A 14,572-nucleotide genomic window follows, 5' to 3' on the forward strand; every position below is an offset into this window, starting at 1 on the left:
GCTTCCTTGCGGTGTGAAGACATTTTCCAGACACTTTCTGGACACTGCCCACCCTCACCCGCATTGCGCCCCGCGTAGCCTAAGGGTATACTGGCAGGATAATCACGCAGCATTTCAAGAGAGGCTTTACATGCTTACTCCCCCCAACATACTCACCATTGCCGGATCCGATTCTGGCGGCGGCGCGGGCATTCAGGCAGACCTCAAAACCATCATGGCTCTGGGCGGCTATGGCATGAGCGTTATCACGGCCCTTACCGCGCAAAATGGCCTTGGCGTTACCGGCATCCACGCGCCGGATGCAGACTTTGTGCTGCTGCAACTGCGCACGGTGCTTGATGGTTTTACCGTCAAGGCTGCAAAAACCGGCATGCTTTTTTCTGCGCCCACCATACGCGCTGTTGCCGCCGAGCTGCGCACGCGCGATTTTCCGCTTGTTGTTGACCCTGTTTCCGTAAGCCAGAGCGGCAGCCGCCTGTTGCAGGAAGACGCCGTTGCCGCCCTTATCGACGAAATGATTCCCGGCTGCGACCTGCTGACCCCCAACCGGCCAGAGGCGGAGATGCTCACGGGCATGACCATTGCCAGTCTTGCAGATGCCGAGGCTGCGGGTGAAAAGCTGCTTGCCATGGGCGCGCGCGCCGTGCTCATCAAGGGCGGGCACATGGAAAGCTCCATCATGGTTACAGACTGCCTGTGTGTGCCCGGCGAGCAAGCCAAACATTTGCCCCAGGCCAAGGTTGATACAACCAACAACCACGGTACGGGCTGCACCCTTTCTGCTGCCATAGCCACGGGCCTTGGGCGCGGCCTGCCCGTGCAGGTGGCTGTTACGCGGGCGCAGGAATACCTTAATCTTGCCCTGCGTAAAAGCTATGCCCCCGGCAAGGGCTGCGGCCCTGTAAACCACGCTGCGGGCCTGAACATCAGCTAGCCGCTGCCTGACCCCACTGCCAGCGGGCACAGCGCGAACGGCTTTGCCGTGCGCGGGCTGGCCTGCTGTTTGGCCCGCTGTTTGCAAATCCCGCAAGTGGATATTCAGGGTGTCAAAATCAAGGCGGTGCGGTGTGCCCTTTCAGTTTAAAATGCAAAAAGTGCTCGACTACCGGGAGCAGCTGGAGGAAGAAGCCAAGGTTGATCTGGCCCTCAAGCAGAGGCTTCTGGAAGACGCACGGGCGCTTTTTGAACGGCTTAAAGACGAGCTGCGGCAGAGTGAAGACCGCCTGTTTCAATCGGCCCTTGCCCCTCAGGGCGAACGCTGGCTCATGGAACAGTACGTAAAAGGGCTGAAGGGCGATGTGGCCAATGCGGCCCTGCAAGCCCGCATGCAAGAACAACTGGTTGACGAAGCCCGCAAACTGCTTGCCGCCCGCGCCATAGAACGAAAACTGCTGGAAAAGCTCAAGGAACGCCAAAACCAGCAGTATCTTCGTGAGGAACAACTGAAGGAGCAACGCGTCAATGACGAAACAGCCACACTCCGCTACAAAGCTCCGGCTCTCTAAGCTTTTCCGCTGGCTGGCGGTGCTCTGCTTTATGAAGCTTACCATCCTCGGCATGTTGCTGCTGGATGTGCCAACCCCCTCGTGGCTTGGTGGATCACCCCGGCAGGAAGCCGCCAGGCAGGATACAGCCAGGCAGGATACAGCCGGGCAGGATGCAGCCAGGCAGGATACAGCTAGGCAGGACACAGCAGGCAAGGCCGAATCTGCCCCGCGTGGCCTGCCGCAAATGGCCGAATCTCCGACCCCGGTTGCGGCCAAGGCCGCACCTGATCAGGTATCTGGCCAAGCGCCGGGCCCCTTAGCCGGGCTGGCGCAAAGCCTCGGCTCGTCGCTCACATCGCTGGGTTCCGATCTGGATTCCGCTGTTACGGCCATCAAGGGCAAGGCAGAAACCAGCCTCAGCGAACCCCAGGGCGCTGCGGCTGCCCGCATGGCTGCCGCCGCCAAACCGCAGGCTGGCCATGCCGCCGTGGCCGATGCGGCCCTGCCTGCTCCGCTCATTCGCGCGGGTGCTTCTGGCGGTGCGCCCGCCCCCGCTGCTACCAGCGGTCAAATACAAACATTTTCGCACAGCATGCCCGAACCGCAGGCCCTGCCCGCCCCGCTGGCAGAGCCCGGCACTGCCGCGCCCTCAAACAGCCTTATTGTTTCAGCCAGGCCCAACCGCGCCAGCGAATCGGAATGGCTGGATGCCCTGGGCCTGAGCCATCTGCCCATTCCCGGCCTTGGCAGTGTGCAGGCGGCCCACGCGGCGGCTCTGGACATGCCCGTACCCCAGGCCCCCACAGGCGGACAGTCGCCCTTTGCGCCAGCCGAACAAACCGCCCCGCTTTCCGTACCTGGTGCGCCGCCCATACCTGCCAACATTCCCCGTGGACAGGGCTCGGACGGCGCTCCCCTGCCGCCGCGCGGCTCCATGGGCGGCAACGACGGTTTTCTGCCAGCGCTTCCCCAGGGGCAGTCTGGCGGTACGCTGCCCGCCCCCTCGGTGCAGACGCCGCAGAACACCTACGCCAACGATCCCAACAACAAGGCGCAGGAGCTGGCCCGCCAGCAGCAGGACATTCTTGTGCTGCGCCAGCAGATGGATCAACGCCTCAAGGACATGCAGGAAACCGAAAAGAAAATGCAGGACATGATCCGCGAGGCCAGGGGTATCGAGAACGACAAGGTTCACCGCCTGATCCTCACCTATTCCATGATGAAGCCAAAGGCTGCGGCCAAGGCGCTGGAAAGCATGGACGAACGGGTGGCAATCCGCATTCTTTCGGGCATGTCGCCCAAGCAGTCTGGCGAAATACTTACCTATGTCGCCCCGCAAAAAACCGCCAAGTTTACGGAGCTCATCACACGTATGAGGATTCCCGACTGATGCGTCTCAAGCTTGTTGTTGCCTATGTGGGAACCCGCTACTGCGGATGGCAGATTCAGGAAAAACCCAGCCCGCCGCCCACCATTCAGGGTGAGCTGGAGGCGGCGCTGCGCGCCATCACCGGGCAGGCCGTGCGGGCGCATGGCTCTGGCCGTACCGATTCGGGGGTTCACGCCCACGGGCAGGTCGTACACTGCGATGTGCCCGATACCCGCGCCGGGCTCGACTGGCGCAACAGCCTCAATGCCATATTGCCGCGCGATATCCGCGTGCTGCACGCACAGCAGGCCGCGCCCGATTTTCATGCGCGCAAGGACGCCCTGCGCAAAACCTACGCCTACCAGCTCTGGCAGGAGCACGCCTTCATGCCGCCGCACCTTACCCCCTTTGTGTGGAAGTGCGGCCCCCTCAATGTGGAGCCCATGCGCGCAGCCCTGCCCCATCTGATGGGCCTGCACGACTTTGCCGCCCTGCGCAACGTGGGTACAGATGTGGACAGCACGGAACGCACGGTATTGCGGGCCGAGCTGCACGCCATGCCCCCCTGCGAGTTTTATCCCGCGCACGCTCCCATGCTGCGCTTTATGGTAACGGCAGACGGTTTTCTCAAACAGATGGTGCGCAACATGGCTGGCCTGCTGGTGGCCTGCGGGCAGGGCAAGATTACCCCGCAGGATGTGCCCGCCCTGCTCGCAACCGGCGACCGCAGGGCTGTACCCTCTGTTACCGCGCCGCCGCAGGGGTTGGCGCTGGTAAACGTGGAATATCCCGGCCTGACATAGCCAATACCCGCTGCCCCGGCAAGAGAACGATAATAAAATACAAAAGCCTCCGCTCGTAAGAACGGAGGCTTTTGCCTGTATGGTATTCCGGCGTACTCAGATGATTTCGCTGAGGCCAGATTGTTCCTGCGCCTTGAATTTCTGCTGCAACATGAGCGGCAGCGATTCAGGGTCAGCGGGGTCAAATTCAAACATCACGGCTGTGCCAAAGCAGGAAAAATACTTGCTGCCATCGGGATGAAAGGCCACGTTTTCGTTATAGCCCACAATGGCCTGCGCCCCCTTGTTCATGGCGCGGGCCGCCATGCCAAAAAAGGCTTCATCCGAATCAAAACCCCGGCAGCACACAAGCCCCAGCACCTTGGCGATACGCCGCCCCTCCACCTGATGCGTCGTCACCACAGGAAAACGTCCGGCAAGAAAAATCTCGCGCACGCGGTCACTGGCGTCAGAACCGCCAGCCGACCTCTCGGCCTTACGGCTTTTTTTCTCGTGGCCTCCCAGCAAAAAGAACATGCTGAACCTCCAGATCAGATGGATGTTCGGGTGCATGACACCCGTTGCGTTCAATTTGCAAATGGCTTGCCAATAAAAAATTTATGCACAATTACAGGTATTTACAAAAACAGTTCATTTCGTTGTCAGCACATTGACGCACCGGCAATGCCCCTCTACCGAATCTGGTTGGCATCGCGCACAAAGTCATTGTAGGCGGCACGGCTTGCCAGCGCAGCCTTGTTCAGCTCAAACCGCAGGGGAGAATAAAATTCTTCTTCCAGTCCTTTATCAAAAAGCTCTGCATAGGTTTGCGCCTGCTTGATGAACCCCCGGTAGCGGCGTTCCAGATCAGGAGCGGCCATAAAGGGCGGGCGGGCACCATCGGCCAGAGCAGCGGCCAGTTCCTGACGCTGGGCCAGAAGGGCTTCACGGTCAGGCCTGTCTGGCGCAAGCAGGCTGGCCGCCTTGCCAAAAACGGCAAAAATGCGTTCCGCAGCCTGAATCTGCCGCTTGAGCGGATGGTTGAACAGCAGCATGTCTTCTGCCGGAGCGGCTTCTGTCTCCACAATCTGCATATAGGCATCGCGGGCCACAACAAAGGCCGCGTGAGCCTTGGCAATGGCTGCGCCCAGCGCCTTGCCCTTCACGCCATTGTCTTGCAATGTGGCGTCTTCCACATAATTTTCAAGCGAGCGGTAGTCGGCCCGCATGCTGGCTATGGCCTTGTTCATATCCTGCACACTGGCAGCCATCTTCTTGGTCTGCTCTGGTGTAAACAGGCCCGCTGGCGGCACAAGACGGCGGGCAAGGCTTTCATCTTCATCGGCATTTATGGCAGGCCGTTTGGCCAGCTGCCACTCGGCGAGGTAATACTTGGTGTACGCCATCAGCACATCGGCCTGGGCATAACGGCCCGCTGCAAGTGCCATGGAGGCAGAGTTGGAAAAAGCCACCAGCCGGTCTGCCCGGTCAAGATCGGCCGGGTTGGGCGCGGGCGCGGCTTCCTGTGCTTCCTGCACCGCAGAAGGGTTCTCTGCCTTGGAAGAAGCGGCGCCTGACGCGCTGGCACTGGGTGCGGCAGCGGTAGATTCCACCTTGGGCTTGTCAGCCTTGTCTGCCTTGTCTGCTTCCTTTTTGCCCGATTCGCAGGCGGTCAGCAGCAGGGCCAGCCCCAAAACCAACACCAGAGTACGGAATATATTTTTCATTGGCGTACATGTACGAGCGTCCCGCATGGGGCGGGACGCTCTATAACAGTTATAAATTGCAGAGGATTGTAACTTCCGGCAAAAATTATGCCCTTGCGGTTATCCAGGCATTGAGCCCTGTGAGATCGTCTCCCCAGGGGAATGCGCCGCCCTTGAGCTCTGGCCCCACACCGTAAAACAATGTGCCCACAGTTTCTGCCGCATCGCGGTCTGTGGGGGCATCACCCACCATAAGCACATCTGCGGGGTCAAGCTTTTGCCCGGCCACTATCTGCCCAAGCAGCACAGCCTTGGCAGGCGGGGAACCGTGGATGGCATCAAAATACCTGTCGAGCCTGCGCTCACGCAGCACTGCCTGCACTTCCTCGTGCGGCGCGCCAGAGCACACAAACATGGGCAGCTTGCCGTGCCACGAATCAAGCGTTTCCTGAATACCGGGTATGAGCTCGCAGCGGCGCAGTTCGTCCAGGGCGTATTCCGAAAAAAGGTTGCCGAGCTCTTCCGATTCCTGCGGCGTTATGGTCTTGCCCAGCACCTCGGTAAAGAACCATTCAAACTTTTTGTAGCGGCTCACACCGCCGTGTACCTTGTGGTACATCAAAAAGCGGTCGCGCGCTTCGGGGCCAAAAGGCTCCATCACACGGCCAAAGGCGCGGGTTTTTACGGGCACGCTGTCAAGAATCACGCCATCACAGTCAAAAACAAGGCATTGCAGTGACATAAAATTCCTTGAAAACTGTTCTGTACTTTTTTGGGAGGCTTGCCCTCTAGCCGCGCATGCCAATCTGCTTGGCAGGCACGCCGCCCACAATGCTGAAGGGGGCCACGTTGCGTGTAACTACCGCACCCGCACCCACCACCGCGCCGCGCCCAATGCGCACATCGGGGGTGATGACGCAGTTGGCCCCGATCCACACATCTTCTTCAATGATGATCTGGCCGGGAACATGCCCCTGATGCATGATGGGAACATCCTGGCGGGCAATGCAGTGGTTGGCCGCACGTATGACCGTGCCCGGCCCCACAGCGGTATGCGCGCCGATTTCTATGCGGCCCGCATCTGCCCCCACGTGAACGTTGGGCGAAAGGGCCACATTGTTGTGCAGCACAAGTTCGCCATCGGTGGCCGTGACAAAGCAGCCGCGCCCCATGCGCACGCCGTTGCCAATACGCATGTTGCCGCACCCGGCAAGGCTCAGGCCTGTGGCAAAGCGCGCAGAACCGCAGCTTTTGAAAAGCCAGCGCCAGGCCAGCAGGCGCAGGGCAATGCCCACGGGCGTGGGAATCCACCCAAAGGCCGCAATCCACAACTCTTCAAGCGCGGCCTTTACCCGGCTGCCCACACCGGGCGCGGCGTGCGCCCCCGGCTGCGCGGCTGCGCCGCAGGGTTTGGCCCCTGCGGCGCACGCATCCCTGGCATCAGCAACGGGCGTGCCGCCCTGCTTATCTGAAGACTGGAGGTTGCCCGCCATTTACTTGCTGTATTCCTTCATGAGGTCGTCGCCTTCCATCAGACGGGCCACGCGGGCCAGATCTTCGGGGGTATCAACGCTCCAGCTGCGGCAGTCGGTGGGAACCATGTGTACCTTTTCGCCGTGTTCCAGCACGCGCATCATGTCCACGGATTCATAGATTTCCAGCGGGCTTTCGGGCATTTCGTTAAAATGCAGCAGATAGTCGCGGCGGAAGGGAATGATGCAGACCTGCTTGCGCATGGGAACCTTGTCGGAACCCTTTTTACGCGAGGGGATAGGCTCGCGCGAAAAATAGAGCGCGTTGTTGAAGTGGTCTACAACGACCTTTACTTCATTGGGATCTTCAAATTCTTCAAGGGTATCCATGTCAGCCATGAGGTTGACCACATTGATGGAGGGGTCGGCCAGCATGGGAGCCACGGCAGCGTCGATCATTTCGGGGCGCACCATGGGTTCGTCGCCCTGCACCATCACCACAATGTCGGCCTTCTGACCCGTGGCGGCCTCGATCTTCAGCAGGGCCTCGGCGGTACGCGTAGAGCAGCGCACATGGTGGTCGCCGGTCATGACGCTCTTGAGCCCGGCGTCCTTGCAGTAGTTTTCGATGATTTCGTCGCAGGTGGCCACATAGGTGGCGGAAAGGCACTTGCTCATGGCCGTGCGAAAGGCCACATGTCCCACCATGGGCACATTGTGGATAAGGGCAAGCGGCTTGCCGGGGTAACGGCTGGAACCCATACGCGCGGGAATGATGGCAATAATGTTCATCTGACGGCTCCTTGTGGCCTCAAAAAATTTGCTGTGGTTTCAAAAAATCGCATCCCCAAACGGCCCGGCAGCGCAAGGCCGCCAGAGCCTGAACCTGGTGCTGGCAGATTCTAGTCGTCGGTAGGCACGAGGTACCCGCCTTCAGAAGCCAGCTCGGGGTGCAGTTCCTTGTGCTCTTCTTCCATCACGCGCAGTATGCCCTGCCCCAGATCAACCGTGAGCGGCGGAACCAGCTTGCGGCCCACCTTGGGCATGAAGGCGTAGGGCGTAACCTGATAATGCCCGCTGTTGGGGTCATTCAGATAATTGATATTCAGCTCTTTGCCGAGCATTTCGCCAATCATCTTGAACAGATCGCCCACGCGCATGGGCTGGTTGCCCGAAATGATGATGTTCTGGTTCTCAAATTCCGGATCAAGCACCGCCAGGGTTGCCGCAGAGGCATCGTCCACGTGTACGTATTCGCGCAGGGCCGTGGGCGCGCCGTAGTAGGTGATGGCCCCGTTTGCCAGCGCCTCGTAGACAAACCTGTTGATGGCGTTGCGGCGGTCGGAACGCGGGCCGTACAGCGAGCCGTAACGCAGAATGGTGTACGGCAGATTGTGCATGGCCTGATAGTTTTCGATATACAGCTCGCAGGCCTGCTTGCTGCAACGGTAAAAACCGCCAGACTTGCCGTACACATACAGCGAGCTGGCAAATACATAGCGCTTTACGCCAGCCTTGCGGCAGGCCTCAAGCACCATAACATTGCCCAGCACGTTGATACGGGCCGTGTCCACCGGGCGGTTGTTGGCCTCGCCAATATCGGCAATGCCAGCATAGTTGAAAACCATGTCCGCACCGGCAACGGCGCGGTTGACGGTTTCTTCATCCAGAATATTGCCAGCAAGCATGGTCTGGTCGGGCCGCAACCAGGGCGAAGGATGCAGATCTACAATGGTGACCGCATGCCCGGCTTCAGAAAGCTTGTCGCAGATATGCGAGCCCAGAAAGCCAGACCCGCCAAAAACAGTAATTTTCACAGTTATTCTCCCGAATTGGGGCGTTCAGCCGCCCGCCACAAAAAGACCGAATCAATGCCATAAGCGATAAAACGGCTGCCAGCCGCGATCTGCCGCGCAAGCTCCGCAGGGTCGGGCTGCACAATGTGCAGACCCATGCGGGCCCCCGCCCTGGCGCAGCCCTCGGCAATTCGGGCCATGGCTGCCTTGAAATCCGGGTGGTCAAACTGCCCGGTAAGCCCCATGGAGCCCGAAAGGTCGTACGGGCCAACCATGATGGCGTCAAGGCGCGGATGCGCCAGAATGGCCTCGAGATTGTCCACCGCACGGATGTGCTCTATCTGGGCCACCAAAAATATTTCGGGCGCGCGGTTGGCGCGGTACTCATCAAATTTTTTGCCAAACACGTTGGCACGGCAATAGCCCACGCCACGGTATTCTGGCGCGGTATCACCCGCTGCGCGCCAGCTGTCCTGCCCTGGATACACCGAAAGGTCGATGGCCCGGTCAAGCTGCTCGCGGCTTTCGATCATGGGAAAAATCAGCCCCTGGGCGCCAGCTTCCAGCGCGGCCTTGATCTGGGTTTTGCTGGCCTCGCCCAGACGGGCAAAGGGAGCCGCGCCGCCGCATTCGATGGCGCGAAAAACATCCGGCAGGCCGGTGCGGCCAAAAGAGCCGTGTTCCATATCAACGGCAACCCAGTCATAACCGGCACGAGCCATCAGCTCGGCCACGTCGGGCGAGGGCAATTGCAGCCATGTACCCACAGTGGCCTTGTCAGCCGCCAGCCGTGCGCGAATTTCATGTACAGTCATATCAAGCGGCATGCCGCCGCAGGGTTAAAGATTGCGACAAACGCTCTATACCATACGCCCTGCTTGCATTGGGCGCAATACAGCCGGTGGGGGTCAGGCCCACACGATTTGCCCCACGGATTTCTGACTTCCCTGCCCCGCCGCTTGCCTGACTGCCAATACTCGCCGCCGATCGCGTTTGAAGGCACGCAGATCATAACACAAAAAGCGCCACGGAATTGTTAAATTTTTATCAAGAGTAAAAGAGGGTAAGGCGGGGCTTGGCGTTTTACACCAAGCGTGCTAATGAAAAGCCCCCCGTCGGAAAACGGAGGGGCTTGGTAAGGAACCTGACTGCGGCAGAACAGTCTGGTTCGCAGGAGGAGGCTGGAAATATCAACAAGTTCGTCAGTGTTTGTAGCACTGCACTTGTATGTAGAACGCCGCTGCTGGCAAAAAGCTGCGGACGTTTGAATCCATTCTCCACCGGGGCTTCTGGATCGCAAGATTCAGGAGCCTTTTTTATTTGGCGCAACAGCCTGAAAACGCAGGCAAAAAAAATTGCGCGCGACATGTTTGCCGCCGTATGGCAGGCGGCCTCAATGAACTGCGGACAACATAGGATGGAAGAAATCTTAGGTCAAGGAGCTGCGCAATTTTTCACATATTTTTCTGCAAATATTTTTTTCAATTTTTTCTAATCACTTAAAATATAAGAGTAAACTTTTTCACACTTTTCAAGCATGTTACGAGCCCACACTCCCCAGCACTGCCCGCGTTGGCGATGGGCTGTGCATGGCGCCATCTCGCAACGGCTGCTACGCCCTGCCCAATCTCCACGCGCAGCACACACAGCAGCGGCATGGGCAGCAGGCGATGCCGTCACAACGCAGACACCCCGCCTGCGCAATACAGACGGGGTGTAAAAAACTGCGGGTTTGCAGCCGGGCTAGAACGGCCAGACATTATCCATAAGACGTGTGAACCAGCCAGGCTTCTGCTTGTCTGCCAGAACGCCCTTGCCGTAGTATTCAATACTGGCATCGGCGATCTGGGTTGAAAGCACGCTGTTGTCGGCGCTCACATCCTTGGAGCGGATCATGCCGCGCACCACCATGTATTCGGTTTCTTCATTGACGCGTATCTCGCGCGCGCCTTCAATTTCCATAAGCCCGCCCGGCAGCACGCGCAGCACACGCGTGGCCAGTGAGGTGGTGACGTAGTTTTCACGCTTGGTCTTGCCGGAGGCGGTAATCCCACTGGCTGAATCCGTATCAAGCACAGGCAAGCCAACAGAAGGCTGTGGCCCGATAGGCATAAAGGGAATAAACCCCGCGTGCCCCCTGTTGAACATGGCTGTGACCTGATAATCGTTGGAACTTTTTTTAGAGGACGACGTTTCGGCCTTGTTCTGGGCCTTGGTGTTTTCCACCAGTTTGACCAGAACAATATCACCAACGCGGCGGGCGCGGCTGTCTTCAAACAGGGTATCTGCCTCGCTGGCGGCAAACAGAGAGCCAGGGTTGTTGGCCGCAGCCTCCTGCCGGTATTCCTGCTGCGGGGTCACCGGCGGGTGCAGGGCAGGCCTCTTGTGGGGGCTGCCGCCGCAGGCGACGCAGAACAGATAGATCAGCGCCAGAACTGGGATTAAATAACGTGCCTGCATGTGCTCCTCTCCTTTCACCATTGAGCGCTAGTGAATTTCAACGGTGCTGCCATCTTTTACAATGGCGTAGACCTGTTTTTTGGTTTGCAGATTACGTACCGCAATGGTGGCCCCGGGTTCGCCGTCCGAAAGCGCCTGGGCCTGTGTGGCTATGCGCAGATTACCGCGCAAGTAGACAAGATTGACCACGTCACCCCTTTTAACCATCAGCTGACTTACAAGGTCGCTTTGCAAAATGGGCTCGCCCGTATTGAGCGCGCGGCTGAGCTGCCACGGCCCGCCACGGCCATCCCAGGGCAAATCACGCAGCTGGCTGGCGTTGACCTTCATAAAAGTGACCGATTCCGCTGCCAGGGATTCACCCTTGTTCATGGCACGCGAAGCAGCCGGCGCTGTTACCCAGAGGGTAAGATTAACCGTGCCCGAAATGCGCCGCAAAACATTGCCATCTGCTTCTTGCACCGCAAATCGCAGTGGTACGCGCCCAGGCGTGAGCTTGCCCGGTTCCAGCTGCACCCGCTGCTGGGAATGGGCCAGAAAAATATAGTCCGGCAGCCGAAAGTCGCTTAACTCCACCTCACCCGGCATGGCCGCCAGCTGGGGAGTCAAGCTTTTGACAACATAGGAACGCAGATCTTCTTCGTGAAAAACAAGCCCACCGCGCTGGATCACCAGAGAGCTTGGCAAAATGCAGCGGCCTGCCACCTCTTTGCCCAGGGCTTGCCGCAGTGCCTGGGCAAGACGCGAGTTGTTGATCTGTAAAGGCTTGCCTTCTTCTGGCGGAGCGGGCCAAAGGGGCTGCACCCGCAGCTGGCCCCACATTTCGGGCGCTATCTGCCCCAGAGGGGCCGCTATGTCGCCCAACAGCACCATGTCTGAATTGGTGACTGCCGCCGACAGAATTTTGAGCCGCCAGTCGTCCGGGCCAAGCATGTTCAGCTGGCCGCCCTGGGCTGTGGGGGCCTCGCCCGCCGCCAGCATGTTGCGGGTTTTGGCGGCGCGCTGATCCTGCGCGTTTTCGGCCAGGGGCATCTGCCCGCTCTGCGATTGCGGCTGCTGCCCCGCCTGAGCCTGTGGGGCACGCAGCTGGGTAACAATCTGGCTGGGCGAACGGCGGTGGTTGCGGTCATTATCCTGCCAGGTGGCACTGGGCACGCCCCCTCCCGGCGCAGCAAGCACGGCCAACGCACCGGGGCCGCACAACTGCCAGCAGACCAGAACCGCGACCAGCAGCCCTGCCGCGCCTGTTCCACGCAGTGTGCATTGCCGCGCCAGAGCGCCAGAGCATGCCAGAAAAATACGCAAAAACCGCATACCCACTCCTAGCTGCGCTTGAGCTGTACAGCGATACCCAGCATGGAATCTGATGTTTGGATGGACTTTGAGTTTACTTCATAGGCACGCTGGCCCACGATCATGTTCACCATTTCGTCCACCACTTCCACGTTGGACATTTCCAGAAAACCCTGGGCCAGTGTGCCCACGTTGTCTGTGCCGGGCACACCCTCTGTGGCATCGCCCGATGCCTGGGTGGGCGTGTAGAGGTTACGCCCCCGGGCATCAAGGCCTGCCGGGTTGATAAAAGTATAGAGCGGCAACTCTGTCCCGGCCAGTTCCTGCCCCTGTGAATCAAGAGCCGCCATGTGGCCGGAGGACGAAATGGAGATGGTCTTGGTCTGTGCCGGAACAGCAAACTGCGGCTGCAAAATGTAGCCGTTGGCCGTAACCACCGTGCCATCCTGATTAAGCTTGAACGAACCGGCGCGCGTGTACATGAGCTCGCCGTTCACATCCACCTGAAAGAAGCCATCGCCTTCAATGGCCACGTCCAGCGTGTTGCCGGTATTCTGAAAGTCGCCCTGCGTAAAAAACTTGTGTACAGCCGTGGGGCGGGCACCCATGCCGACCTGTATGCCCACGGGCAGGCGGTTGTCCCCCTCGGTGACTGCACCGGCCATGCGCATGGTCTGGTACATGAGATCTTCAAACTCGGCCCGGCTCTTTTTAAAACCCGTGGTGTTGACGTTGGCCAGGTTGTTGGAAATCACGTCGATATTGAGCTGTTGGGCCACCATGCCGGTGGCGCCTGTCCAGAGCGATCGCATCATGGGAATGTCTCCTTATACTAAACCGGCGAGGCTGCCGGTTGCCTGCAATAACAATCAGGGGCTAGCCCTGACGGCGACCGACCTTTTCGTAGGCGGCACGGTCAAGCGTGTCTGATGTCTGCATTACCTTTTGGTAGGCTTCAAACTGGCGCTGCACTTCAATCATGTTGACCATTTCAGACACTACTTCCACATTGGCTGCTTCGGTAAAGCCCTGCTCCACGCGCGCGCCGTTGTCGTAGGCATTGCCCTCGGCAACCTGAACCCCGTCACGCGGGCGAAAAAGATTGCCGCCCATTTTTTCCAGATTCTGCGGGTTGTCCACGCTCACCAGAGTCAGCTGGTCGATGGCATTGCCATCGGCAAGAACCTGCCCGTCACCGCTGATTTGCAAATGCCTCGTGCCAGGGGGAACCCCAATGACACCGCCAGCGCCCTGTACCGTATAGCCCTGCGGCGTCATAAGAATACCATCGCCATTGAGCACAAAGGCTCCGTTGCGGGTAAGGTACTGGCCTGTGGGCGTGTTTACCCTAAAAAAGGCATTCTCGCCGTTGATGGCCACATCCAGGTTATTGCCAGTATATTGCATTGATCCTTGCGAATAATCTGTATGCGAAACAGCTATGCGTACCCGCGCGGCATTCATGGGCTCGGGAAACAGGGGCGTTGATTTGAGGTTCTGAAGCGGCTCCCGAATCTCATCAAAGGCAAAGGTTGTCATGGTGTCCTTGAACGCCATTGTCTCCCGCTTGTAGCCACGCGTGTTCACGTTCGCCAAATTATTGGCGATTAAATCCATGCGATGTTCTGTGGTCAGCGCGGCAAAAAGTCCGCTAAACATGCCTGCTTGCATAAGCAGCTCCTTGTGTTGGCAGCAGCGCCATAAGAAATGCGCCACCGTCTACCCTGAACCTGACGGCTCTTGCCAGAGCTTTTGCAATATGCGGGCCAATGAATTCTGCAAGCCACAAGGATGCGGAAGTGATCGTACCTGGGAGTGTGGGGGGGCCAAACGGGATACGGCGGACCAACAGACTAACCAAGAATCACCGGGGAATGGGTTTGGCGGGTAGCGGCATGCTGAGGTGGGGGTAACGTATGTATTCTGGCCCCCGGCCTGACCAAAATGCAAATTCTTAAAAATCAGCCATTCAAGCCAGTTTTTTGGAAAAACAAAACATATCCACCCCTTCGCCACAAATTTTTTTTGCGAAAATCAAAAAAAATGCTTGCCAGCCACCCCCTGTTAGCGTAAACCCATTTTCGCGCCGAAGTGGTGGAATTGGTAGACACGCTAGGTTCAGGGTCTAGTTCTCGCAAGGGAGTGGGAGTTCGAGTCTCCCCTTCGGCACCATCTTTTAAGAGTCGTTACAAGCAACAGCCTGTAAC

16 protein-coding genes and 1 tRNA gene are annotated in these 14,572 nt (G+C 58.7%); 6 read left to right on the plus strand and 11 right to left on the minus strand.

The window, feature by feature from the left end; genetic code table 11:
* Window positions 1-130 precede the first annotated feature (130 nt).
* The 4 genes from thiD (at window position 131) to truA (ending at window position 3,659) form a co-directional block, all read left to right on the plus strand.
* Complete coding sequence (gene thiD / locus ACE3NW_RS07980) at window positions 131-934, plus strand: bifunctional hydroxymethylpyrimidine kinase/phosphomethylpyrimidine kinase (RefSeq protein WP_374282184.1); 804 nt, start codon at window positions 131-133, stop codon at window positions 932-934.
* Between the two features lie 133 nt (window positions 935-1,067).
* On the plus strand, window positions 1,068-1,505 hold the full coding sequence (fliJ, locus tag ACE3NW_RS07985) for a flagellar export protein FliJ (protein WP_374282186.1): 438 nt from the start codon (window positions 1,068-1,070) through the stop codon (window positions 1,503-1,505).
* A 31-nt stretch (window positions 1,506-1,536) separates the two neighbouring features.
* Window positions 1,537-2,877, plus strand: coding sequence for a hypothetical protein (locus ACE3NW_RS07990; protein WP_374282188.1), 1,341 nt, complete (start codon window positions 1,537-1,539; stop codon window positions 2,875-2,877).
* Entirely contained in the window at window positions 2,877-3,659 is a 783-nt protein-coding gene (gene truA / locus ACE3NW_RS07995; protein ID WP_374282190.1) for a tRNA pseudouridine(38-40) synthase TruA, read from the plus strand. The genes ACE3NW_RS07990 and truA overlap by 1 nt, the downstream gene beginning before the upstream one ends.
* Before the next feature lie 96 nt (window positions 3,660-3,755).
* Here truA and ACE3NW_RS08000 read toward each other — a convergent pair whose 3' ends face one another.
* The 7 genes from ACE3NW_RS08000 to ACE3NW_RS08030 all read right to left on the minus strand — a co-directional run bounded on the left by ACE3NW_RS08000 (window position 3,756) and on the right by ACE3NW_RS08030 (window position 9,427).
* A complete protein-coding gene (locus ACE3NW_RS08000; RefSeq protein ID WP_374282192.1) occupies window positions 3,756-4,175 on the minus strand; it encodes a hypothetical protein in 420 nt (139 codons plus the stop codon).
* Between the two features lie 155 nt (window positions 4,176-4,330).
* Window positions 4,331-5,365 carry a hypothetical protein gene (locus ACE3NW_RS08005; protein WP_374282194.1) on the minus strand — a complete coding sequence of 345 codons (1,035 nt, stop codon included), beginning with the start codon at window positions 5,363-5,365 and terminating at the stop codon, window positions 4,331-4,333.
* A gap of 85 nt (window positions 5,366-5,450) precedes the next feature.
* Window positions 5,451-6,086 (minus strand): HAD family hydrolase, encoded by a 636-nt coding sequence (locus ACE3NW_RS08010; RefSeq protein ID WP_374282196.1) that lies wholly within the window; start codon window positions 6,084-6,086, stop codon window positions 5,451-5,453.
* Between the two features lie 46 nt (window positions 6,087-6,132).
* Complete coding sequence (locus tag ACE3NW_RS08015) at window positions 6,133-6,837, minus strand: DapH/DapD/GlmU-related protein (RefSeq protein ID WP_374282198.1); 705 nt, start codon at window positions 6,835-6,837, stop codon at window positions 6,133-6,135.
* Window positions 6,838-7,608, minus strand: coding sequence for a 3-deoxy-manno-octulosonate cytidylyltransferase (locus ACE3NW_RS08020; protein WP_374282200.1), 771 nt, complete (start codon window positions 7,606-7,608; stop codon window positions 6,838-6,840).
* Window positions 7,609-7,718: 110 nt separating this feature from the next.
* Entirely contained in the window at window positions 7,719-8,633 is a 915-nt protein-coding gene (locus ACE3NW_RS08025) for an NAD-dependent epimerase/dehydratase family protein (RefSeq protein ID WP_374282202.1), read from the minus strand.
* Between the two features lie 2 nt (window positions 8,634-8,635).
* The gene (locus ACE3NW_RS08030) at window positions 8,636-9,427 is read right to left on the minus strand and encodes an HpcH/HpaI aldolase/citrate lyase family protein (protein WP_374282204.1); all 792 of its coding nucleotides are present in this window, start codon (window positions 9,425-9,427) and stop codon (window positions 8,636-8,638) included.
* A 260-nt stretch (window positions 9,428-9,687) separates the two neighbouring features.
* Here ACE3NW_RS08030 and ACE3NW_RS08035 point away from each other — a divergent pair, with 260 nt between their 5' ends.
* Window positions 9,688-10,107 (plus strand): hypothetical protein, encoded by a 420-nt coding sequence (locus tag ACE3NW_RS08035; RefSeq protein ID WP_374282206.1) that lies wholly within the window; start codon window positions 9,688-9,690, stop codon window positions 10,105-10,107.
* Between the two features lie 248 nt (window positions 10,108-10,355).
* Here ACE3NW_RS08035 and ACE3NW_RS08040 read toward each other — a convergent pair whose 3' ends face one another.
* The 4 genes from ACE3NW_RS08040 to flgF form a co-directional block, all read right to left on the minus strand.
* Window positions 10,356-11,072, minus strand: coding sequence for a flagellar basal body L-ring protein FlgH (locus ACE3NW_RS08040; protein WP_374282208.1), 717 nt, complete (start codon window positions 11,070-11,072; stop codon window positions 10,356-10,358).
* Between the two features lie 27 nt (window positions 11,073-11,099).
* Complete coding sequence (gene flgA / locus ACE3NW_RS08045; RefSeq protein ID WP_374282210.1) at window positions 11,100-12,386, minus strand: flagellar basal body P-ring formation chaperone FlgA; 1,287 nt, start codon at window positions 12,384-12,386, stop codon at window positions 11,100-11,102.
* A gap of 8 nt (window positions 12,387-12,394) precedes the next feature.
* Window positions 12,395-13,180 (minus strand): flagellar basal-body rod protein FlgG, encoded by a 786-nt coding sequence (flgG, locus tag ACE3NW_RS08050; protein ID WP_374282212.1) that lies wholly within the window; start codon window positions 13,178-13,180, stop codon window positions 12,395-12,397.
* A gap of 61 nt (window positions 13,181-13,241) precedes the next feature.
* On the minus strand, window positions 13,242-14,036 hold the full coding sequence (gene flgF / locus ACE3NW_RS08055) for a flagellar basal-body rod protein FlgF (protein WP_374282214.1): 795 nt from the start codon (window positions 14,034-14,036) through the stop codon (window positions 13,242-13,244).
* Window positions 14,037-14,450: 414 nt separating this feature from the next.
* Here flgF and ACE3NW_RS08060 point away from each other — a divergent pair.
* Window positions 14,451-14,537 (plus strand) — tRNA-Leu (locus ACE3NW_RS08060).
* Window positions 14,538-14,572 lie beyond the last annotated feature (35 nt).

It is taken from the genome of Desulfovibrio sp. (assembly GCF_041907885.1).
In the GTDB taxonomy this organism is placed as follows: domain Bacteria; phylum Desulfobacterota; class Desulfovibrionia; order Desulfovibrionales; family Desulfovibrionaceae; genus Desulfovibrio.